Source organism: Flavobacterium praedii (assembly GCF_026810365.1).
In the GTDB taxonomy this organism is placed as follows: domain Bacteria; phylum Bacteroidota; class Bacteroidia; order Flavobacteriales; family Flavobacteriaceae; genus Flavobacterium; species Flavobacterium praedii.
Window position 1 is genome coordinate 908,846 of the sequence record NZ_CP113948.1, and the last position, 22,116, is coordinate 930,961.

The 22,116-nt window shown below is 31.4% G+C and carries 19 protein-coding genes; 16 read left to right on the forward strand and 3 right to left on the reverse strand.

Annotated features, from left to right (window positions below; translation table 11 throughout):
- Positions 1 to 30: 30 nt before the first annotated feature.
- Together OYT91_RS03930 and OYT91_RS03935 are read left to right on the forward strand one after the other, a co-directional pair.
- Positions 31 to 927: a LysR family transcriptional regulator gene (locus OYT91_RS03930; protein ID WP_281239594.1), complete on the forward strand. Its 897-nt coding sequence runs from the start codon at positions 31 to 33 to the stop codon at positions 925 to 927.
- Between the two features lie 68 nt (positions 928 to 995).
- Positions 996 to 1,958 (forward strand): YeiH family protein, encoded by a 963-nt coding sequence (locus OYT91_RS03935; protein WP_281239595.1) that lies wholly within the window; start codon positions 996 to 998, stop codon positions 1,956 to 1,958.
- A 171-nt stretch (positions 1,959 to 2,129) separates the two neighbouring features.
- On the opposite strand, the gene OYT91_RS03940 is transcribed toward OYT91_RS03935, so the two are convergent.
- Positions 2,130 to 2,861 carry a YoaK family protein gene (locus OYT91_RS03940; RefSeq protein WP_281239596.1) on the reverse strand — a complete coding sequence of 244 codons (732 nt, stop codon included), beginning with the start codon at positions 2,859 to 2,861 and terminating at the stop codon, positions 2,130 to 2,132.
- Positions 2,862 to 2,957: 96 nt separating this feature from the next.
- Between OYT91_RS03940 and OYT91_RS03945 the strand changes: the two genes are divergently transcribed.
- Positions 2,958 to 3,962 carry a zinc dependent phospholipase C family protein gene (locus OYT91_RS03945; protein ID WP_281239597.1) on the forward strand — a complete coding sequence of 335 codons (1,005 nt, stop codon included), beginning with the start codon at positions 2,958 to 2,960 and terminating at the stop codon, positions 3,960 to 3,962.
- 194 nt (positions 3,963 to 4,156) lie between these two features.
- On the opposite strand, the gene OYT91_RS03950 is transcribed toward OYT91_RS03945, so the two are convergent.
- Positions 4,157 to 6,256, reverse strand: a complete 2,100-nt coding sequence (locus tag OYT91_RS03950) for an LTA synthase family protein (protein ID WP_281239598.1) — start codon at positions 6,254 to 6,256, stop codon at positions 4,157 to 4,159.
- Positions 6,257 to 6,649: 393 nt separating this feature from the next.
- Here OYT91_RS03950 and OYT91_RS03955 point away from each other — a divergent pair, with 393 nt between their 5' ends.
- The 11 genes from OYT91_RS03955 (at position 6,650) to OYT91_RS04005 (ending at position 17,876) form a co-directional block, all read left to right on the forward strand.
- Positions 6,650 to 7,084: a thioredoxin family protein gene (locus OYT91_RS03955; RefSeq protein ID WP_281239599.1), complete on the forward strand. Its 435-nt coding sequence runs from the start codon at positions 6,650 to 6,652 to the stop codon at positions 7,082 to 7,084.
- Positions 7,084 to 8,070 (forward strand): FAD:protein FMN transferase, encoded by a 987-nt coding sequence (locus OYT91_RS03960; RefSeq protein WP_281239600.1) that lies wholly within the window; start codon positions 7,084 to 7,086, stop codon positions 8,068 to 8,070. The genes OYT91_RS03955 and OYT91_RS03960 overlap by 1 nt, the downstream gene beginning before the upstream one ends.
- 7 nt (positions 8,071 to 8,077) lie before the next feature.
- Complete coding sequence (locus tag OYT91_RS03965; protein WP_269222934.1) at positions 8,078 to 8,284, forward strand: DUF4266 domain-containing protein; 207 nt, start codon at positions 8,078 to 8,080, stop codon at positions 8,282 to 8,284.
- A gap of 190 nt (positions 8,285 to 8,474) precedes the next feature.
- Entirely contained in the window at positions 8,475 to 9,827 is a 1,353-nt protein-coding gene (locus OYT91_RS03970; protein ID WP_281239601.1) for a DUF3570 domain-containing protein, read from the forward strand.
- A 117-nt stretch (positions 9,828 to 9,944) separates the two neighbouring features.
- Positions 9,945 to 10,613, forward strand: a complete 669-nt coding sequence (locus OYT91_RS03975) for a response regulator transcription factor (protein ID WP_269222932.1) — start codon at positions 9,945 to 9,947, stop codon at positions 10,611 to 10,613.
- Between the two features lie 4 nt (positions 10,614 to 10,617).
- Complete coding sequence (locus OYT91_RS03980; protein WP_281239602.1) at positions 10,618 to 11,994, forward strand: sensor histidine kinase; 1,377 nt, start codon at positions 10,618 to 10,620, stop codon at positions 11,992 to 11,994.
- Positions 11,995 to 12,134: 140 nt separating this feature from the next.
- The gene (locus OYT91_RS03985) at positions 12,135 to 13,253 is read left to right on the forward strand and encodes a VIT1/CCC1 transporter family protein (protein WP_281239603.1); all 1,119 of its coding nucleotides are present in this window, start codon (positions 12,135 to 12,137) and stop codon (positions 13,251 to 13,253) included.
- A gap of 80 nt (positions 13,254 to 13,333) precedes the next feature.
- Positions 13,334 to 13,846, forward strand: a complete 513-nt coding sequence (locus OYT91_RS03990; RefSeq protein ID WP_281239604.1) for a DUF2231 domain-containing protein — start codon at positions 13,334 to 13,336, stop codon at positions 13,844 to 13,846.
- 88 nt (positions 13,847 to 13,934) lie between these two features.
- Positions 13,935 to 14,504, forward strand: a complete 570-nt coding sequence (locus tag OYT91_RS03995; RefSeq protein WP_281239605.1) for a hypothetical protein — start codon at positions 13,935 to 13,937, stop codon at positions 14,502 to 14,504.
- A gap of 32 nt (positions 14,505 to 14,536) precedes the next feature.
- Positions 14,537 to 15,400: a cytochrome c3 family protein gene (locus OYT91_RS04000; protein WP_281239606.1), complete on the forward strand. Its 864-nt coding sequence runs from the start codon at positions 14,537 to 14,539 to the stop codon at positions 15,398 to 15,400.
- A 355-nt stretch (positions 15,401 to 15,755) separates the two neighbouring features.
- The gene (locus tag OYT91_RS04005) at positions 15,756 to 17,876 is read left to right on the forward strand and encodes a chitobiase/beta-hexosaminidase C-terminal domain-containing protein (protein WP_281239607.1); all 2,121 of its coding nucleotides are present in this window, start codon (positions 15,756 to 15,758) and stop codon (positions 17,874 to 17,876) included.
- A gap of 203 nt (positions 17,877 to 18,079) precedes the next feature.
- Here the strand turns inward: OYT91_RS04005 and OYT91_RS04010 are convergent, their stop codons facing one another.
- On the reverse strand, positions 18,080 to 19,624 hold the full coding sequence (locus OYT91_RS04010; protein WP_269222922.1) for a hypothetical protein: 1,545 nt from the start codon (positions 19,622 to 19,624) through the stop codon (positions 18,080 to 18,082).
- 153 nt (positions 19,625 to 19,777) lie between these two features.
- On the opposite strand from OYT91_RS04010, the gene OYT91_RS04015 reads away from it, so the two are divergent.
- Both OYT91_RS04015 and leuB read left to right on the forward strand, forming a co-directional pair.
- Positions 19,778 to 20,941: a 2-isopropylmalate synthase gene (locus tag OYT91_RS04015; protein ID WP_269222921.1), complete on the forward strand. Its 1,164-nt coding sequence runs from the start codon at positions 19,778 to 19,780 to the stop codon at positions 20,939 to 20,941.
- Positions 20,942 to 20,976: 35 nt separating this feature from the next.
- Positions 20,977 to 22,092, forward strand: a complete 1,116-nt coding sequence (gene leuB, locus OYT91_RS04020; RefSeq protein ID WP_281239608.1) for a 3-isopropylmalate dehydrogenase — start codon at positions 20,977 to 20,979, stop codon at positions 22,090 to 22,092.
- The last annotated feature ends 24 nt before the right edge of the window (positions 22,093 to 22,116 follow it).

Sequence of the window (22,116 nt, forward strand, 5' to 3'; positions counted from 1 at the left end):
TAAAAACTGTTTGCTAAAAGAAATACAATTATGGATTTTAGACTAAAAGTATTCTTCACTGTTGCAACCCGATTGAGCTTTACCAAAGCGGCAGCTGAATTGTTTATTACACAACCTGCAATTTCCAAGCATATTCAGGAATTGGAAGAAGAATACAAGATTAAACTTTTTGAAAGAAACGGTTCTAAAATAGCACTTACAAATGCTGGCGAAGTGTTGCTGAAGCATACCAAAAACATTTTTGAAATTTATAGAGAAATTGATTTTGATATGAGCACGTTTATCAATGAACGCAAAGGAGTGTTGCGTTTGGGAGCTAGTACTACTATTTCTCAATATATTATTCCGCCAGTATTGGCTCGCTTTCATCAGAAGTTAGAGTCTGTAAAAGTTAGTTTACTTAACGGAAATACGGAGCAAATTGAAAATGCTTTGTTGAACAAAGAAATTGAAATTGGAATTGTAGAAGGACAATCCAAAAATCAATCTATAAAGTACACTCAATTTATTAAAGATGAGTTGGTTTTGGTTTGTAGTGCCAATAATCCACTAGTACAAAAAAAAGAAATTATTCCGACTGATCTAAAATCTTTACGATTTGTCGTGCGAGAACAAGGGTCTGGAACACTTGAAGTTATAGAATATGCTTTAAAACCGTTCCATATTACAATTGATCAATTACAGGTCGAGATGCAGTTGGGTAGTACGGAGAGTATAAAGTCCTATTTGATGAATTCTAGTTGTGTTGCTTTTTTATCTATTCATTCCGTTTATAAAGAGTTAAAAAACAGAGAGTTGCAAGTTATTGATGTCGATAATTTAACTATTGAACGTTTTTTTTATATTATTACTTTACAAGGAAAAACAGATTCCCTTTCGGAGTTGTTTGTAAAAAATATTTCAAGCTATTATAATTTAAAGTTATAGTGGATTATTTTTAACGATTGGTCTTGATTGTGTTTTATATCGACCTTTGTAGTGTTAAAAATAAAAAAATGAAAATTAAAAACAGTAATGCCCCGATATTATATAAAATCAATACCAAGTTACAACGAGGTATTTTTGTTTTGTTATTGCTTCTTTGTTTGTTTCCTATTATTTCACCGCCTATAGCTTTGTTGTTGGGTTTGGTTGTTGCCAATCTTTCAGGGCATCCTTTTTTGCATTTAAATCATAAGGCCACAAATATATTGTTGCAGGTTTCTGTAGTAGGACTAGGGTTTGGAATGAATGTGCATAGTGCGGTAGCAGCAGGCAAAGAAGGTTTTCTTTTTACTGTTGGTTCTATCGTTATGACCATTGCTTTGGGAACTTTACTGGGTAAATGGTTTGCTATTCAAAAGAAAACGTCACATCTTATTTCATGTGGTACAGCGATATGTGGAGGTAGCGCTATTGCTGCGATTGCTCCAGTAATCCAATCGGATGAAAAGCAAACATCGGTAGCATTGGGAGTAATTTTTATACTAAATTCGATTGCTTTGTTTGTTTTTCCTGCAGTGGGACATTGGTTGGATATGTCACAGAATGATTTTGGATTGTGGTGTGCCATTGCCATTCATGATACAAGTTCTGTTGTTGGGGCAGCCAATAAATATGGAGCAGAAGCTTTACAAGTTGCAACAACGGTAAAATTAGCAAGAGCTTTGTGGATTATTCCCGTTGCATTGATTACGGCAGTCGTTTTTAAAAACAAAACAAGCAAACTGAAGATTCCTTATTTTATAGGGTTGTTTATTTTGGCGATGATTTGTAACACATATTTTTCTCCAGTTGCCAGTATTGCACCATATATAGTTTCCATTGCTAAATTAGGACTTACGGTTACATTGTTTTTGATAGGAGCAGGGTTGAGTGGTTCCGTATTGAAATCAGTGGGATTGTTGCCATTATTGCAGGGAGTTTTGCTTTGGGTATTTATTGCAGTTGTTGCTTTATTAGCAATTTTATATTTTTGATGCATGATTTTTTCAATCGTAAAGGTCTTGTCTAAATGGTTTTGCGTGAGTGATGGCAGTGGAGCTCTTTTATTGATCCTTTTTTTTGGGATCAATAAAAAGCGGGAACGAACAGCACGACCTGAAGTTTTTCACGAATGGGCACGCCCAAAATAAACGGATTAATTGTTTTTAAAATGCTTTTTTCTTGCGCTTTATGGCAATCAAATGCAACCGGATGTAGTCGTAGTAAAGTGCTATCAATAGAAAAGTTGCGGCAACAAACAATGTTTCTAGGGCTAAATATCCGTAAACAAATCCTCCGATGAAACAACCCAAGAAAAAGAATGAAATAATGGATAGTCTTAAATAAATACTGGTTTTTAAGGCTTTGATTTCTTCGGGTTTTTTGTAAAAAAATAGCTGCGATAATTCGATACCTAAATCGGTGAAAAGGCCTGTTAAGTGCGTTGTTCTTACGGTTGATTGTGAAATTTTGGTCACTAATGCATTTTGTATTCCCATGGCAAAAAGAAGACCAAAGGCAATCCATTTTCCATCTATGGTATTGTATGTAGGAAGCATGCTTAATGTTCCCAGCGAAATTAAAATTAAAAATTCGATTGCTATGGCTGGCAAATGGGAAAGGTCTTGTTTTTTTTCGGAAACTAATTCGGCCAAAAAATTGGATGTAAAAGCACCTGCCAAAAAGAATAGTGTATAGATTAAAAATACAATGGCGGATTGGTAATTTTTTTTGGTTACTTCTTCGGCAAAATACGCAAAATGTCCTGTGACATTTGTTGTTAATGTGTGAACGGCCAAAACGCCTGTTACATTGACGATACCTGCAACAAATGATAGTACTATAGCGAGTCGTAAATTGTGTTTTGAAGTTCTGTTTTTGCCTTGATGTCTGAACATTTTAATTTATTTTCTTTGGATTAACATAAATTTAAACTCAAATTGATTAAATTATCTTTAAAAAAAATACTTTTGTACTTCAAATAAATAAATATAATGAAAAATTTTAGATTTAAACCTACATTCATTACTTTTTCGGTAATAAGTATTGCTTTTGTTACATTGTCTTGGGGGATTTTTGGTCACGAGCATATTAATAATTCGGCTGTAATGGCTTTGCCAAAACCTTTGCAAACATTCTTTTACAATCATGTTGATTTTATAACTCAAGAATCCACGGTTCCTGATTTGCGTAAATATACTTTACGTGATAAATCCGAAAATCCGCGTCATTTTATGGATTTGGAGAATTTTGGGGCAGTAGATTCAATTCCACTTTCATTTGACGTTGCCAAGAAAAAGTATGATGAAAAGTTTTTGTCAAGTAATGGTATTTTGCCTTGGTATATCCAAGAAACTATGACTAAGTTGACCAAAGCATTCAAAGATAAAAGAAAAACTGAAATATTATTCTTGGCCGCTGATTTAGCTCATTATATTGGAGATGCAAACATGCCTTTTCATACTTCTGCCAATCATGATGGACAATTAACCAATCAAAAGGGGATTCATTCATTATGGGAATCCCGTCTTCCGGAAATGTTTGGTAAAAACTATAATTTTTATACCGGTGAAGCTAAGTATATTGAAAATATTGAAAAAGCGACTTGGGATATGTTAAAAGACAGTCATAGTCTTGTTGAGCCAACTTTGCTTATTGATAGAAAACTTCGTGAACGTTTTACACCAGAAACGATGTATGATAAAGATGAGAAAGGTAATATTGCAAAAAACAAGTTTAATGATATGGTTCATTCCAAAGAATATGTGACTCAATTTCACACTGATTTGAATGGAATGGTGGAAAGCCAAATGCGAAAAGCCATTGTTGCAACTGCCAATTTTTGGTATACAGCATGGGTAAATGCTGGGAAACCAAATTTGGATGATATGGATTCAAAAGAGTTGACCAATCGAAATAAGAAGAATTTGAAAAATGATTTAAAACTTTGGAAAACGGGAAAACTTTTTGGTTTAGAAAGTGAAAATGATTTTAATTAAGTTGAGCATAATTTAGACACAGATTTCACAAATTATCACAGATTAATTAATGTAAACGGACCTCCTTAGTTATCTATCGATTTGTTGTAGAAATTGTTTCAATAATAATATTGATTTTTTTATAAAAAAGCCTGTAAATTTAATGTTTACAGGCTTTTTTGTATTCCTAAAATTGGAATTTTTATTTTGGAATTCTACTTCAATTTTTGGTATTTCTTTTTCTTCAATATATCCGAAGCGGTTTGATAATAGGATATGGTTTCGTTAACAAGGTCAGTTCTTTCTTTTATTAAAGGAACTTGATCATAGTAGATTTGGAATTCAGGGGACAATTTTTGATCTGGTTTTAAGGTCAATTGGAACTGTTTTACCGTTTGTTTTGGAGAAAGAACGGTTAAAACATTGTCTTTTATTAATCCTAAATCCTGATAAGTAGCTACTAATGCTCTTGGTTTATAATCGGGTTTTAAAACATCTTGTCCAAAAAACTTACTTTGATAATTAAAATGTAATAAGCCAAAAAGCGTCGGCATAATGTCTATTTGTGACATTAGATTCGTGTAATTTTGAGGTTGAATAAAACCTGGGCTATAAATCATAGCTGGAATTTTATATTTATCAACAGGAAGTTCAGTTTTACCCGCACTTGAAGCACAATGGTCTGCAAGAATAACAAATACAGTATTTTTGTACCAAGGTTGTTTGCTTGCCATTTCAAAGAATTTTTTCAAGGCATAATCGGTATATTTTACACCGCCATCTCGAGATTTGGCATCGCCAGGAATATCAATTTTATTGTTTGGATAGGTAAAAGGGCGATGATTACTCACAGTCATCCAGTGATTAAAAAAAGGTTTTCCTGTTTTGGCTTCGGTATTCATTACTTTTATGGCTTTGTTGGCCATATCTTCGTCACAAACTCCCCAAATATTGGCAAAGGTAACTTCGTCAGGAGTAAATGATTTTTTATCGACAATGTCATAACCATTTCCAACAAAGAAGTCTTCCATATTGTCGAAAAAGGCATCTCCACCATAGAGAAATTTTACATTGTATCCTTTTTGTTTAAAAACAGCCCCTGTCGAAAATTTGTCTTTATTGTCTTTTCGTTTTACCACACTTTCTCCGGCTGTAGGAGGAAAACACAACGTTACAGCTTCAAGACCTCGAACTGTTCTATTTCCTACGGCATATAAATTGGTAAACAATAAGCTCTTTTGAGCAAGATTGTCAAGAAATGGAGTGATGTTTTGTTCGTTGCCATACATTTTCATGAAATCAGCACTATAACTTTCAATGGTGATTAAAACCACATTTTTTTTGGTTTCAACGGAATCACTTTTAATTGGTCTTAAAGTTGATACTCCAGAAATGGAATTTATCTGTTTTCCTAATAAAGCAAAAGCTTCATTTTCGGGCAGCGTTTTATAAAATTTAAAATAATCCAATTCACTATTGACAAAAGCCAAGTAGAATCGATAAATTCCATTGGATTGTAGTTCATTGGCAAAAACATTTTGGGAATTTTCTTTTTTTGCTAAATAAGGAATTGCCAATAATGAAATGCCAAATAAGGATAAATAGATTCCGGATAGTTTTAATTTATCAGAAAAATTAGGAATAAAATCAATATAATTTCGAGTTCTTTTAACAATAAAATAAGTTACAGTTCCAGCTATTAGAAACAGAGCCGAAAACAAAGGAATTACAGGGTATGATTCCATAATATTTCCAATTACTTCATTGGTGTAAACCAAGTAATTAACGGCTATGAAATTGTATTTAACACCAAATTCATTCCAAAAGAAATATTCGCTAATTCCGTTTTGAAGAATAAAAACAACATAAAGAAACATTACAAAAGTGAACAGCCAAAATCTGATTTGGCTACGGTATTTAGGTAAAAAAAGTAAAAGACCAAAAAGTAAAGTCTTGATGCCAACAAAAATCAAACCAATTTTTGGTAAAGCACCACCATATTCGTTTAGAATTGTTTTCCCTGAAGCAATATAAAGGAACAACGCTACTAATAATCCAAAAATGATGTAACCATAGGGTTTGTAATATTTTGAATTGGATATAAAAATTAAGTACAACCACAAGAAACCAGTTGCTAATACAAATACAAAAAGATCTGAAACAAATCCTATTGTGAAGATTTTCAAGCTATCAATAAAAGTAAAAGATGTTTGAGTTATCGGGTGAAAGACTAAAACGATTCTTAAAACTAAACTTACAAGGATGTAAAAAAGAGCAAGATTATAAAAAGGGGAAAACTTTTTTAAAAGATTCATAAAGTATTATTTTTTGGCAAAAATACAAAAATTGAGTCTAGAATATTGTTTATGCCAGAATGTTTTGATTCTTAAATTTGACTTAAGACCTTTTATAGGATACATTTAAACGTTTTTTTTGAGTTAAATTTGTTCAATATTTATTGTATATTTAATGAAAAATGTATAAAATAATTATTTCAAGAGTTGTTTGTTACAGTAAAAGTACCTGAAGCTGTACCGAGAGTTTTTTCTTAGTATTTTAAGGTTAAGTTATCATTTGTTATTGTAATTAATCTTGATTCAAAAAAATGAATATTTACATGATTTTAATTGAAATTGAATATATGTTAGGTTAGTTCTTAACTATGAAATGCATAAAAAATTAAGTCCCAAAACATTAAATTTAGTTATATGAAATACTTAATCTACTTCTTTTTATTACTTATGACATCTTTTGGATATTCTCAAAATTGGAACACCAATTTTGAAGACGCAAAGGCAAAAGCTGAAAATGAAAATAAAAACATATTATTGGTTTTTTCAGGTTCAGATTGGTGTGGACCATGTATAAAATTGGATAAAGTGGTTTGGCAATCACCAGAATTTCAAGCTGAAGCCGATAAAAGTTGGGTGATTTACAAAGCCGATTTTCCAAAGAAAAAAGCCAATCAACTTTCACCAGAATTGACAGAAAGTAATAATAAGTTGGCTGAAAAATACAATAAGAGTGGCAGTTTTCCGCTAGTTTTACTTTTGGATAAAAAAGGAAAAGTTATTGGTATTACTGGTTTCAAAAACGTATCAGCACCAGACTATATTAAGCTCATTCATTCTTTCGAAAAATAATGAAAAAAATAGTTTCTATCTGTTTTTTATTTGTTGCATGCTCATCTTTTGCACAGATAATTCATAAGCGCAAGCTATCGATGTTGGGCAGCCCTTTTGAAATGACAGTGGTAGCCAAAGATACTGTCGAAGCCAATATTTATATTAATATGGCGGTTGGAGAAGTAAGAAGAATTGAAAATGAAATCTCCGATTGGATTCCAACAACTCCGATATCACAAGTCAATCAAAATGCTGGAATTAAACCTATAAAAGTACCTCTTGAAGTATTTGAATTGGTTGAAAGAGCAATTAAAATTTCGGAAATAACATCTGGTGCATTTGATATTTCGTATGCTTCGATGGATAGGATTTGGAAGTTTGATGGTTCCATGAAAGAAATGCCAACACCAGAAGCAATAAAAAAATCAGTTGAGAAAATTGGTTATAAGAATATTATTTTAGACAAAAAAGAACATTCCATTTTCTTGAAACAGCAAGGAATGAAATTGGGTCTTGGCGGAATAGGTCAAGGCTATATTGCGGATAAAATTCATGTATTATTGTTATCAAAAGGGTGTGCTTCAGGATTGGTAAATGTTTCAGGAGATATTTTTGCTTGGGGTAAACAACCAGATGGAAATCCCTGGACTGTTGGTATCGTAAATCCAATGAATAAAAACAAAATTTTCGCCACTTTCCCTTTAGAAAATAGCGCCGTAGAAACATCAGGTAGCTATGAGAAGTTTGTGATTTTTGATGGAAAAAGATATTCACACATTATTGATCCTAGAACGGGATATCCAGCAATGGGAGTGGTAAGTGTTTCTGTTTTTGCCAAACAAACTGAGATTGCAGATGCTTTGGCAACAGGGATTTTTGTTTTAGGGGTTGAAGTTGGATTGGATTTAGTCAATCAACTTAAAGGAATTGAGTGCATTATTGTTGATGATAAAGGAAAAACATTCACATCAAAAGGGATAGATATAAAGAAATACAGCAAATAATAACAAGATGAAAAAAGTAATATTAATAGCAGTCGTAATTGTTTTACAGTCTTGTAATTCTGTGAAAGAATATCAAAAAGTAAATATTAATGACCCTGAAATGAAATTAGGGGCCAAAACAACTGAAAGGTATGAAACTACTTTTCAAGTATATAGAGAAGCAGCGGCTGGAGCCAATGGTGGAAAATCAGGTGGTGGTTGCGGTTGTAATTAGTTTTTTTTAAAGTTCCTGAGATGCTGATATTCTTTGATTTTAGTATTTTGGTATTTAGCTTTAAAACAACAAAATAATTATTCTAAAAATAACGAATTAATTTCCTCAAGTATAGAAAGTCATAGGTATTACATAGATTCTCAGAATCTTAGTAGCTCATGAAGTTTTTTCACCAAATAAATTTCCCAAAATGAAAATTATAAAAACATTATTTCTTTTTTTCTTCTTAGTAAGTATGATTTCTTATGGTCAAGAAAAAGATTCTACAGTTGTATTTAAAAAGAGAGTTTTAGAAAGTACCGAAGTTGATTTTATGGCCAGTTATTATGACCAGGACGGAACACATTCTGCCGTTTCAGGTGGAATTGGTTCTGAAAAACTGAATGATTTTGCGACTAATATAACTGTTGCAATGCCATTAAATGATGATGATGTTTTAACGGTAGATCTTGGATTATCTGCCTATTCATCAGCTTCATCAAGTAATATAAACCCATACGATTCTGCTTCAGGAAATCCAACACCATGGCAAGCGTCATCTGGTGCATCTGAAAGTGACCAATTGGTTTCAGCGACTCTTAATTATGCGCATAATAGCGACAACAGGAACTTCATTTGGAACGCAGATGTTTCTTTTTCCAATGAATATGATTATACTTCAGTGGGTTTTGGTGGTGGTGTTACCAAGCTGTTTAATGAAAAAAACACAGAAGTTAGCATGAAAGCCAATGTTTATCTTGACCAGTGGAGACCAATTTATCCAAAAGAACTAGAGTATCCACTTTATGGATTTACTATTTATGACCAAAACGGCGCGGTTTCAAATGGTTATTTGCCATCTAAATTTGCACCAATAACTGCTGTAAATAGAAACTCTTATTCTGCTTCGTTTGCTTTTTCTCAAGTTTTGACTAAAAATTTCCAATTCTCTATCTTTTTTGATGTATTGCAACAACAAGGTTTACTGTCTACTCCTTACCATAGAACGTATTTTGCAGATAAAGCCCATTATTATGTTGGTCAGCCTCAATATATAAATGACTATACAAGTTCAAAGAATACAGGAGTTTATGAACTAGCGGATGATATTGAACGACTTCCTGACAATCGTTTTAAATTGCCTATTGGTGCCCGTTTTAATTATTATATTAATGAACATTTTATTGTAAGAACCTACTACCGTTATTATACAGATAATTGGGATTTAAAAGCACATACCTTTAATATCGAAGTTCCTGTAAAGCTGACGGATAAATTCACGGCCTATCCAATGTATCGTTATTATACACAAACACAAGCCAAGTATTTTGCTCCTTACCAAACCCATTTGTCAACAGAGCAATATTATACTTCCGACTATGATTTGTCTACTTTTTCGGCTAATCAATACGGTTTTGGAGTATCTTACACTGATCTTTTTACAAAAGCCCATATATTTTCATTTGGAATGAAAAATATCGATTTTAGATTCAATCATTATGTAAGGAGTGATGGTTTGAGTGCAAATATTGGTACAATTGGTTTTAAATTTGTATTTCAATAAAACAAGAATGGGGCATGTCCGAATGTTGATCTCAAATGACAATTAAAATTTGTGATTCAAGCCTTAGCAGAATTTGTAGTAATTACATATTCTATTGAAAAAAAATATTATCTTAATATGAAGATTCTAATTGTTGAAGACGAAATAGGGATTGCTAATTTTCTAAAGCAGGGTTTAGAAGAAGAAGGCTATGAAGTTTTGGTAGCACATGATGGTAAATCTGGACTCGAAACAGCAAAAAGCCAAAAAATAGATATTATTTTACTAGATTGGATTTTGCCACAAATGCTTGGAATCGATGTTTGTAAAGAAATTAGAAAAGAAGATTCGAAAACCCCCATTTTATTTTTAACAGCCAAAGATACTATTCAGGAAACTATTGAAGGTTTAAAGGCTGGAGCCAATGATTATATCAAAAAACCGTTTAGCTTTGACGAATTGGTGGAGCGAATTAAAATTCATTTTAGAAATGATAATCATAATAATGTACTTTCGCTAGGTAATATTAAAATAATTCCGTCCAAACATCAAGTAATAGCTAATGATAAAGAAGTTTCGCTAACACAAAGAGAATATGAGTTACTTCATTATTTGATAAAAAACAAAGGTAAAGTTTGTACAAGAAATGAAATTATAACCGATGTTTGGGATATTCATTTTGAATATGATACAGGAGTAATAGATGTTTTTATGAATGCTATTCGAAAAAAACTCAATTTGAACAAAGATGAAGATCTAATAAAAACTATTCGTGGTGTTGGGTATATTGCAAACGATATAAATTAAATTAATGTTTTCATTTTCATACAAAAACAGAATTGCTTTTAATTATATTCTAAGTACTGCACTATTGATATCGGTAGTGTTTTTTACTATTTATGCCATTACTTTATATAGTATCAATAAACATATTAATGATGATATTTTAGAAGAATCTGATGAATATTTGAAACAGATTGAAATTGATAGCAATAATGCTTATCTGATTCAGGTTGACGAATGGAGAGAAAGTGACAACAATAGGGTGAATGTTAATCCTGTTTTTGTGCAATTTTTAGATAATAACAATAAATTAATAGATAAGTCTCCTAATCTAAAAAAAATGCAACTTCAATTGCATAAAGATGATAAGGACAATCTATTTGTAGATTCCTATTTGAACAAACAACCAATACGTCAAATTCAAATCCCTCTTTTTGATAAAGATAAAAAAGTAGGTTACCTTTTTGTTGCAATGTCCTTGGATGAAGCAATATTAATATTGTCTAATCTTAGAAATACACTTTTTATTGCTTTTCCTTTAATCTTACTGCTGTTGTTTTTTATAGCAAGATTGATAGCAGGAAGAAGTATAAAACCAGTAACGCTAATAACAGAAACTTCTCGAAGAATAACAACTGATAATCTTAAAGGTAGAATTATATTGCCTCAAAATAAAGATGAATTATATGTACTTTCGAAAACAATTAATAATTTATTAGATCGTATAGAAAATGCTGTCGAAAGAGAAAAACAATTTACTTCAGATGCTTCTCATGAGTTGAGGACTCCATTGACTGTTTTAAAAGGTACACTCGAAGTTTTAGTGCGAAAAACAAGGAGTCAATCCGAATATGAAGATAAAATTAACTTCAGTATTTCAGAAGTTAATAGGTTGAATAATCTAGTAGATCAATTGCTTTTGTTGGCTCGATTCGAAAATCATAAACAAACCTTGAGAATAGAAAAAATATATTTGAATGCCATAATTCTAGATGTACTTACTTTATACTCTAGTAAAATTAATGATAAAAAAATCGAGGTTTTCCATGATTTTACAAAAGATTATTTTATTAAATCCGATAATTATTTAGTTAGTACTATTATAAGTAATGTGATTTCTAATGCCATAAAATATTCCAATCAAAATGGTAAAATTTCGATTAATCTTAAAAAAAATGGTTCCAAAACCATTTGTTCTATATCAGATAATGGAATTGGAATTGCTTCAGAGGATATAGATAAAATTCTAAATCCGTTTTACAGATCAAATCCTACATTTCATCCGGAAATTAAAGGTTCGGGCTTGGGACTTTCTATTGTAGAACGTATTACAAAATTGCTTGACATTGAGTTTAAAATTGAAAGCGATTTAAATAGAGGCACTCACGTCTATTTTATATTTTAATTTTTTTTACTACAAAATTATTTAATACATATAAGAGTATTAAGCGAATTTTAATCGTTTCTTTTTTAATAGCAATTATAGTTTAAGTACCTTTACTTCAACAGAAAATTAGTTGATTGTTCTGTTTTAATTTATAAATTATGGATTTAAAGAAACTCAAAGAGCAATTACAAGTTGAAGTCGATACTGCTTTCCTATATGAAAGTATTGCAGCCATTCAGGAAGATGAAAATTTAACCAAAGTATTGCAAAGTTTAGCTTCCATCGAAAAAGGGCATGCTATACATATGTTGAATAAAGTTTTGACACTAGACTCAAAATACAAAATGCCATTGCCGTCTTCCAAAGCAAAATTTCAATTAAAATTGGGTAAACTATTTGGATATAGTTCAATTATAAGCAGCTTATCAAATATTGAAAAGCAATTTGCAATCAATACTTTAAAAAATAAAATAGAGAAAGGGGAAAAACCAACTGGTTTTGAACACAATCACCTTAATATTATTGAAGCGGTAAACAATAATTCGGCTTTGAATGTTTCTGGAGGTTTGTTGTCCAAATTTGAAAGTAGGCATAAATCCGTTGGTGGAAATGCCTTGAGAGCAGCGGTTTTGGGTTCCAATGATGGATTGGTATCCAATATGAGTTTGGTGATGGGTGTAGCTGGTGCAGCAGTTTCAAATGATACGATTTTGTTAACCGGAATTGCAGGGTTACTCGCTGGTGCCATTTCAATGGCTTTGGGAGAATGGTTGTCTGTGCAAAGTTCAAGAGAATTGAACCAACGTCAGATAGAACTGGAAACCGAAGAACTCGAAGCTTCTCCCGAAGAAGAAAAAAAAGAACTAGTATTACTGTATCAAGCAAAGGGAATGAATGTTTTGGAAGCTCAAAAACTAGCCGATAAAGCATTCGAAAATCCTCAAACAGCCATAGATGCAATTATAACAGAGGAATTAGGAATTGACAAAGAAGAATTGGGCGGTTCTGCTTGGGAAGCAGCGATTGCATCTTTTATATTATTTGCTATTGGTGCTATTATTCCTCTTTATCCATTTATGATTTTGGATGGGAAAAATGCCATTTTTTTGAGTATTGGTAGTAGTGTTATCGGTCTTTTTGGAATAGGAGCAGCCATTACATTATTAACGGGTAAAAGCATTATGTTTTCAGGCTTTAGACAGGTGGCATTTGGACTGGCTGCTGCAGCAATCACCTATGGAATTGGAACCTTAATTGGAGTCTCTCTAGCTGGGTAGATTAGGTGTGAATAATGTAACACGAAATGCAAATAACAATTGTACTTTTAATTAAAAATAAACTTTAAAATTTTAATATTATGAACGACGCACATTTACACATGGTAGTGAACCATTTTCCTATAATTGGAACCATTTTCGGATTTGGTATTTTAATTATTGGTTTGCTTTTAAAAAATAAAACCTTACTAAATACTTCTTATGTATTGTTTATAGTTGCTGCTATTTTTGGAGCATTTAGCATGGGAACAGGTGAAGGAGCAGAGGAATTGGTTGAAGATATGCCAAATATTGGTAAGCAAATTATACATGAACACGAAGAATTAGCCGAAAAATTAGCTATCCTTCTTTATGTGTTAGCAGGTTTATCCCTCGTTGGTTTGTATTTGAATTTTAAGAATAATGCAAAAGCAAAATTACTGTCTTTTTTAATACTTGGTATTGCTACAGCTGGATTGTTTTTGGCGCAAAAAGTAGGGACTTCAGGGGGAGAAATTCGTCATACCGAAATTAGAGCTAATGCTTCTACATTAAATAGCGTAGGGACTGAAAAAAGTACAGCTATCGAAGAAGGTAAAGAAGATAACGATTAATTTAAAATATAAAATATTGTAAAAGACTCAAAATTAGATATTAGTAATAAAGATTTCGATTTTGGGTTTTTTGTTTATAAAATAAATTATGAAAAATAGTGTCATTTTAAAAGATATAGTGCCTTTTATAACTTGGTTTTCAGCAATGATTTTTAGTGCAATACTAATTGATATTATTCTTCACTATTTTGATATTGTTTTTATAGGTAGACATTTGGGGTATTTAGGTACTTTTACAATTTTGGTTTCTTTCTTGTATTCATTAAAAAAAAGAAAAATGATACAATTTAGTTCACCAAAAGCTTTGTTGGATTTGCATGAATATCTGGCTATTTCAGGATCAGTAATGATTTTGGTTCATGCAGGTATTCATATTCATTCTATTTTGCCATGGTTGGCAATATTAATGTTGTTGATTAATGTCTCTAGTGGATTAGTTGGTAAATATCTTTTGGCTCAAGCCAATAAAACAATGAAGGTTAGGAAATCCTCATTTGAAAATTCAGGAATGTCAGAAGATGAAATTTCTAAAGCCATTTTTTGGGATGCAACAGCAGTAGAAAGCATGAAAAAATGGAGAAAAATACATTTGCCGATTACTTATTTCTTGGGGTTGTTATCCTTGATACACATCGTTTCTGTAATTCTTTTTAACTGATGAAAAATAAAATTATTTTTATAATTATCACATTGATTGTTATCATATTTACAATTAAGTTTCCTCATGAATTGTTGTCGCCTGGCAATTTATATCAAGCTCACTCAGATTTAGAAAATAATTGTTTTGCCTGTCATAAAGTGTTTTCGGGTACACCAAATGAAAAGTGTATTTCTTGCCATAAACCTTCGGAAATTGGTTTGAAAAAAGATAAAAATGGAAAGTTCATTAAGGATAATGATAAAATTTTGTTCCATAAAAATATTGAAAATCAATCTTGTATATCTTGTCATTCAGATCATAAAGGTTTAAAAATGATAAGATCTTCTATTAAATTTGAACATTCGTTGTTGCCTGAAATTTATAGAAATAAATGTGTAAGTTGTCATTCTCAACCCAAAAATGAACTTCATAATCGTGTTTCCAATTCTTGTGTAGGTTGTCATTCAACTATTGGTTGGAAATCTAAAATTGGGTTTAATCATGAATTGATTGAAAAAACATCAAAAGACAAATGTATTTCCTGTCATAAGATTCCAAATGATGATTTTCATAGTAAGATTACTGATAATTGTACTTCTTGCCATGGATTTAATAAATGGAAACCATCGACTTTTAACCATAACTTGTCATTTCAACTTGATGAAAATCACAATACAGATTGTAAAGTATGCCATACAACCAATAATTTAAAGGAATACACTTGTTTTGGATGTCATGAGCATTCTGTTACTTCTATTCGTGAGGAACATTTAGAAGAAGGAATAACTAATTTTACTAATTGTGTAAAATGCCATAAAAACGGTAGTGAAGAAGGGGGAGAATATGATGAAGGTAAAGTTAGGAGTTATATTAACAAGGAATTAAAGAATAAAAATGAAGAAAACGACGATTAATTTTTTAATATAAAAAAGTTAGAATGACTTGTTGTTTCAGTTTAAAGCGATCAAATGGATCACTTTTTTTATGATTCAATTTTGAATTCTATAATTTTTTTCTTGTAATTTTTTATGGTTTTTCTTTCTGGATAAATGTTAAAACAGGAAAAGTTATTCATACTATTACGTTGTCGTAACCAAGTGAATTGTTTGTGGATGATTTTATTGTTTTAAAATGTATAATTTAGAGGACTAAATTTAAGAATGATTAATTAAAGTTTGTTTAAATTGATTTTTGATTAAATTTTAACTTATTTTAATTGTATTTACTAATTTCTTAAATTATTACATCGATAATTAACAACCCCAAATTATGAATAAAAGATTACTTATTAGAAAGGCACTTTTGATGTGCTTGATTATGTTTTCAGGTCTTGGAGCAAATGCTCAAACTTTCAAAGATGATATTATGATGCAAGCATTCAGTTGGGATGTTCATAATCAAGCATCAGTAACCGCTGAAGGTGGACTATATAATTTTCTAAATGCTAGAGCAAGTAGTTATGCTGCAGCAGGTATTACAGTTTTATGGATGCCGCCTCCAAGTAAATCTTCAGGAGGAGTGGGGTATATTCCAACAGAATTGTTTAATTTTTCACAAACTGTATATGGTACAGAAAGTCAATTAACAACTTTATTAACCAATTTAAATTCAAGTAGCCCTAAAATTCATGCAATGGCAGATGTTGTTGTGAATCATAGAGGGGGAACAACAAATTGGACAGACTTTACAAATCCAACATGGGATTGTAAATCAATAACAAGCACCGATGAAGCCAATTCAGGTGTGATTACTGGAGTTCGACCTTGCGGAACTGCTGATACAGGAGATGATTTTAATGGAGCAAGAGATTTAGATCACCGTGATATTCAAGTTCAAAATGGAGTAAAAGAATATTTAACTAGACTAAAAACTTTAGGTTTTGATAGTTGGAGATGGGATATGGTAAAAGGATTTTCAGCAAGTTATGTTGGAACTTACACTACTGATTCTGCACCACATGGTTCTGTAGGTGAGTATTGGGATGGAAATGTAACCAATGTGAAAAATTGGGTTGATGGAACCAGTAAAAAATCAACAGCTTTTGATTTTCCTTTGTATTATAACTTGAGTAGTGCACTTTTGGGGAATTATTCTAAACTTGCTGGAACTCCTGGTTTATCTAGTCAAACGGGATACGGAGACCTAGCAGTAACATTTATTGATAATCATGATACTTTCGTCAAAACAGAATGGATTGCTGATGCCAATGTAATGAAAGGATATGCTTATATTATGACGCATCCAGGTATTCCATGTGTGTTTTTTTCGCATTATTATGGAGGAACTTATAGCAAAGACGGTGTAACAAGAACGTACGTTTCTCATGAAAACGATATAAATGCTTTAATGGCGGTTAGAAAAGCAAATGCAATAAATGCTTTAAGTACTGTAAGTATTCAAACAGCAACAACATCAGAATATTTAGCAATAATTGATGGTAAAGTAGCAGTTAGACTAGGAAATACAACAACATTACCAACTGGTACAGGTTGGATTGAGAATGCTTCTGGAACTGGATATAAAGTTTGGTCAAAAGTTGCGATAAATGTAGCTCCAACAGTAGCCATTTCTCCGGTAGGAGGTTCGTTTGTAGCAGGAACAACTCAATCAGTTACAATTGCGGCTACTGATGATAAAGCAGGTTCTGTTATTTATTATACAACAGATGGAACAACTCCAACTGTAAATTCTTCAGTTTATTCAGCACCAATTAGTGTGTCAACAAATACTACTATTAAAGCTATTGCAAAAGATGTTGCTGGATTGTTCTCTGGAGTAGCTTCACAAACGTATACATTTGTTGCTACTTCTACTTTCTCAGTTTATTTTAAACCACCAACTTCTACACCAAATTGGCCATCGCCAAAAGTTCACTTTTGGGGAGCTACTCCAGCAGGAAGTATTATCGATGCAAATTGGAGTGCTCCAGTTGCAATGACAGCAGATGGAGCAAATCCTGGATGGTTTAAATATACTTTTTCTGGTGTTTCTACAATTAATTTGTTGTTTAGAGACGGAAATTCTACTGGAACATTGGGGGTAACAAAAACAGCAGATGTTGTTAATGTTTCTAAAGAAGTTTGGTACGAATGGGATCCTACAAATACAACGACTTATTTAAAACAAGTAAGTTTGTCAGCAAATGATTTTAAAGCTAGTTCTAATAAAATCACTTTATATCCAAATCCAGTAATAGATTCATTTAAAATAAATGGTGTAGTTTCAAATCTTTTCATTTATGATTTGAATGGCAGAATTGTAAAACAACTTACAAAGACAATAGAATCAAATACTGCTATTGATATTACTGAACTAGTAAAAGGGATCTATTTTGTTACTGCAAAAGATGAAAATGGTTCAAATTTTACATTGAAAATAATTAAAAATTAAAAATAGTTTGTTAGTTAGTTATCAAAGGCTACTTGACTTGTTCAGGTAGCCTTTTTTATTTGTTTTAATCCCAGATTCTGAAGTATTCTTCGTTATTAAGGAATACTATTTAATAAAAACAGTCTAGGTCTTGGTATTGAGTAAGTATACGGATATAGTGGGTTTTTAAAGAGAAATCTGGATTAAAATAAAAAGTTAGTTTATTATCTATTATTCAGTAAAGCTTTCTCTCTGATTATTTCACTTATTTTTCTGTTTTCAATTTTACTCTCCAACCAAGCAATAATATCAAGATATAGGAATGCTCTCTTTTCGTATGTGTTTTTTTCTAATTCGATAAAACGTTCTCTTGCTTTTATAAATTCTTTTTTGATATCACTTGGATATAAAGTACTCAAATTCTTTAAGAAACGAATGATTTCTTTTTGTACTTCATGTAAATCATTCATCTTAATTAAAAATTTATAGGTATTTTTAAGCTGATTTTCAAGGTTGTAATCGTTTCCAACCTCGTAATGTGCAATTAAGCATAATAGTCTAGCAAAACACATTAAATCCTCACGCATGGTTAGATTTTTATTGTTGATTATTTTTTCTAAATAAACAATGCATTCTTGGTATTTTTCATTTCCAAAATAGATACAGGCAATTTTATAATAGAACATCATTTCGTGATGTTCATCCAAGTGCTCACTGTGAATTTTCATTTTGTTTAATATAACAGGAACCAAATATTCGCTTTCGGCAAATGTACCTTCGAGTATGTGATAATTTAACTTATTGTTGTATAAATATAGAAAAGACAAGGAAGCAATGTTGTCATTTACAGGAAAACGAGGATCATTGATGGTTTCTTCTAATAATTCTAAATATTTTTTAAAATTTGATTTGTATTTCAGCATAAATAAAGACTCTAATAAATAATGATTTCCTTTTAGAAAGAAAACTGGATTTAGAAAAATCATATTTTTATTGTCATAAAATAAAGTTACCCATTTATAGGCATATTTATAGCAGGAAAGAAAGTCTTGTACCAAAAAACTTCTCCATAAATTAGCATTATAAAACCAATATTTTTCTCTAAATTCAAATTTAGATTGATCCAAATGGGCAATATGTTTATTGAAATAATCATCAATGTATTTGTATTCTTCATCGCTTTTTACAAATCCGGTTTTTAGCATTATACCATACAATTGCAGTGATAAATTAGATAATTTACTAGAAATAGTATTGCGATAATTTAATTCTTTGGCTTGAATTACCAATTCATCAGCTCTTCCTTGGATACTTCTGGTGATGTATTGTGACTCGATCAGTTTTTCAAATTCAACAATTTCAAAAGCCATGTATTTTTCATCATTTTCAATGGCTTGTTGTTTGGTTTTATCCAATATTTTTAAACTTTGCTTGTATAATCCTTTGTTATATAGAATTGCGGCAAAGTCGATTTGTTCTCTTAGTTGGTATCGAATGTTTTGACTTGGAATGTTCAATCGAATACTAACTAGAATTTGTTTGTATAAGTATGATTTTAGATTTGATAATTGCACTTTCTTAATCAACCCATTCTTTAATATCAATTTTTCATCATACACTTCTGATTTGTCTAAAATATTAAACAATTCGATAAACTTAGTATTTGAACTGGTTTCCAGTCGACTTGCAAATATCTTAAATTGTCTTTTTTCAGATTTGGAAAGGGATTTTATTAGAACAAATAAAAAATCTTTTTGATGGTTAGCCATTGTATTATAAAAGTATTTAATATTCTGATATACAGATTGTTAAGTTGGTATTTTTTGCTTTATAAGTAGTATATTTACTCAAAAGAGGTTTAGTTTTAAGTAAATGAAAACTATTTTTGTTTTAAGATGTGAAATTACATTAAATATATTAAAATGAATAGAGAGAAAGTCCAAATTTTTGACACCACATTAAGAGACGGAGAACAGGTCCCAGGATGTAAGTTAGACACCAATCAAAAACTAGTTATTGCCAATCGACTAGATGAGATGGGTGTAGATATTATTGAAGCTGGTTTCCCTGTTTCTAGTCCAGGTGATTTTTTATCTGTTTCAGAGATATGTAAAATTGTTAAAAATGCTACTGTTTGTGGTCTTACAAGAGCTGTAGAAAATGATATAGATGTTGCTGCAGCCGCTTTGAAACACGCTGTTAAACCTAGAATTCATACTGGAATTGGAACTTCTGATTCCCATATTATACACAAATTGCAGACTACGCGTGAAGATGTCATTGCAAGAGCCAAACATGCTGTTGCTCATGCAAAGAAATATGTAGAGGATGTTGAGTTTTATGCAGAAGATGCTGGAAGAACCGAAAATGCTTTTTTGGCCAAAGTTTGTGAAGAAGTTATTAAATCGGGGGCAACTGTTCTTAATATTCCTGACACCACGGGTTACTGCTTACCAGAAGAATATGGTGCTAAAATAAAATACCTTAAAGAGAACGTAAAAGGAATTGAAAATGTTATTATTTCATGTCATTGTCACAATGACTTAGGTATGGCTACTGCTAATTCTATTGCTGGAGCTATAAATGGCGCAAGACAAATTGAATGTACAATAAATGGAATTGGAGAAAGAGCCGGAAATACAGCACTTGAAGAAGTAGTTATGGTTTTTAAGCAACACCCTTATTTGAATTTATATACGGACATCAATACTAAACAATTGAACGAAATGAGTCGATTGGTATCTGAAAGTATGGGAATGTTCGTTCAGCCCAATAAAGCAATTGTTGGGGCTAATGCATTTGCGCATAGTTCTGGAATTCATCAAGATGGAGTAATTAAAAATAGAGCTACTTACGAAATCATGGATCCTTTGGATGTTGGGGTAAATGAATCATCTATAATCCTTACCGCTAGAAGTGGAAGAGCGGCTTTGGCATATAGAGCCAAAAAAGTAGGTTATGAACTTACTAAAGTACAATTGGATATTGTTTATGTTGAATTTTTAAAATTCGCAGATATCAAAAAAGAAGTTTTAGATACTGATATTCATCAAATTATTGAAGCCAGTAAAATTAATATGAACTAAATTGCATTAGTTTTAATTCTTTAAAATATATAATTATGAACTTAAAAATAGCTGTACTTGCAGGGGATGGAATTGGACCGGAGGTTATCTTACAAGCAAAAAAAGCGTTGTATGCTATTAGTGTTGCTTATGATCATGAATTTATTTTTGAAGATGCTCTAATCGGTGCAACTGCAATTGAAAAAACAAGAAATCCATTACCCGAGCAAACTTTAAATCTTTGTTTGAATACTGATGCCGTATTGTTTGGTGCTATTGGAAATCCAAAATACGATAATAATCCAGAAGCTAAAATCCGTCCAGAACAAGGATTGTTAAAACTTAGAAAAGAATTAGGTCTTTATGCTAATATTCGCCCTATAAAACCTTTCAAAAATCTTTTGGATGCGTCTCCTATCAAAAAAGAGGTTATCGAAAATGTAGATTTTGTAATTTATAGAGAACTTACAGGCGGTTCTTATTATGGCGAAAAAATAATAAATGAAGAAGGGACTTTTGCTTCAGATGTATGTGAGTATTCTGAAAATGAAATAAATAGAATTACACATCAGGCATTTAAGGCAGCGCAAACGCGAAGAAAAAAAGTGACATTGGTGGATAAAGCCAATGTATTGGAGACTTCTAGATTGTGGAGAAAAATTGTTAAAAAAATTGCTCTTCAATACCCAGATGTAACATTAGAATGTCAATATATTGATAATGTTGCAATGCAAATAATCACGGACCCTAAACAGTATGATGTTATTTTGACTGAAAATTTATTTGGTGATATTTTGTCAGATGAAGCTTGTGCAATTATGGGATCTATCGGTTTAATGGCTTCGGCTTCTATTGGAGAAAATAATGCGCTTTTTGAACCTATCCATGGATCATATCCACAGGCGAAAGGTAAGAATATAGCCAATCCAATCGCTTCAATTTTATCGGCAGCTCTATTGTTAGAACATTTCGGTTTGGATAAAGAAGCAAAGAAAGTATATGAAGCTGTTGAGAAAGCAATAGAATATAAAGTAGTTACGATAGATTTGAACCCTGGTTCACGTTTTGGAACAAATGATGTAGGGGATTTTATTTCGAACGTCATATTAAGTAAAGATGATTTGTATTTTAAAAACGATAATGTTCAAATTGGACAATCAACTATTGTTTAGATAATAAAAATCATAAAATATTGC

What these genes read in the sequence shown, in the direction of transcription:
- OYT91_RS03930 (WP_281239594.1), top strand. Translation starts at nt 31, where the DNA reads ATGGATTTTAGACTAAAAGTATTCTTCACTGTTGCAACCCGATTGAGC.
- OYT91_RS03935 (WP_281239595.1), top strand. Translation starts at nt 996, where the DNA reads ATGAAAATTAAAAACAGTAATGCCCCGATATTATATAAAATCAATACC.
- OYT91_RS03940 (WP_281239596.1), bottom strand. Translation starts at nt 2,861, where the DNA reads ATGTTCAGACATCAAGGCAAAAACAGAACTTCAAAACACAATTTACGA.
- OYT91_RS03945 (WP_281239597.1), top strand. Translation starts at nt 2,958, where the DNA reads ATGAAAAATTTTAGATTTAAACCTACATTCATTACTTTTTCGGTAATA.
- OYT91_RS03950 (WP_281239598.1), bottom strand. Translation starts at nt 6,256, where the DNA reads ATGAATCTTTTAAAAAAGTTTTCCCCTTTTTATAATCTTGCTCTTTTT.
- OYT91_RS03955 (WP_281239599.1), top strand. Translation starts at nt 6,650, where the DNA reads ATGAAATACTTAATCTACTTCTTTTTATTACTTATGACATCTTTTGGA.
- OYT91_RS03960 (WP_281239600.1), top strand. Translation starts at nt 7,084, where the DNA reads ATGAAAAAAATAGTTTCTATCTGTTTTTTATTTGTTGCATGCTCATCT.
- OYT91_RS03965 (WP_269222934.1), top strand. Translation starts at nt 8,078, where the DNA reads ATGAAAAAAGTAATATTAATAGCAGTCGTAATTGTTTTACAGTCTTGT.
- OYT91_RS03970 (WP_281239601.1), top strand. Translation starts at nt 8,475, where the DNA reads ATGAAAATTATAAAAACATTATTTCTTTTTTTCTTCTTAGTAAGTATG.
- OYT91_RS03975 (WP_269222932.1), top strand. Translation starts at nt 9,945, where the DNA reads ATGAAGATTCTAATTGTTGAAGACGAAATAGGGATTGCTAATTTTCTA.
- OYT91_RS03980 (WP_281239602.1), top strand. Translation starts at nt 10,618, where the DNA reads ATGTTTTCATTTTCATACAAAAACAGAATTGCTTTTAATTATATTCTA.
- OYT91_RS03985 (WP_281239603.1), top strand. Translation starts at nt 12,135, where the DNA reads ATGGATTTAAAGAAACTCAAAGAGCAATTACAAGTTGAAGTCGATACT.
- OYT91_RS03990 (WP_281239604.1), top strand. Translation starts at nt 13,334, where the DNA reads ATGAACGACGCACATTTACACATGGTAGTGAACCATTTTCCTATAATT.
- OYT91_RS03995 (WP_281239605.1), top strand. Translation starts at nt 13,935, where the DNA reads ATGAAAAATAGTGTCATTTTAAAAGATATAGTGCCTTTTATAACTTGG.
- OYT91_RS04005 (WP_281239607.1), top strand. Translation starts at nt 15,756, where the DNA reads ATGAATAAAAGATTACTTATTAGAAAGGCACTTTTGATGTGCTTGATT.
- OYT91_RS04010 (WP_269222922.1), bottom strand. Translation starts at nt 19,624, where the DNA reads ATGGCTAACCATCAAAAAGATTTTTTATTTGTTCTAATAAAATCCCTT.
- OYT91_RS04015 (WP_269222921.1), top strand. Translation starts at nt 19,778, where the DNA reads ATGAATAGAGAGAAAGTCCAAATTTTTGACACCACATTAAGAGACGGA.
- leuB (WP_281239608.1), top strand. Translation starts at nt 20,977, where the DNA reads ATGAACTTAAAAATAGCTGTACTTGCAGGGGATGGAATTGGACCGGAG.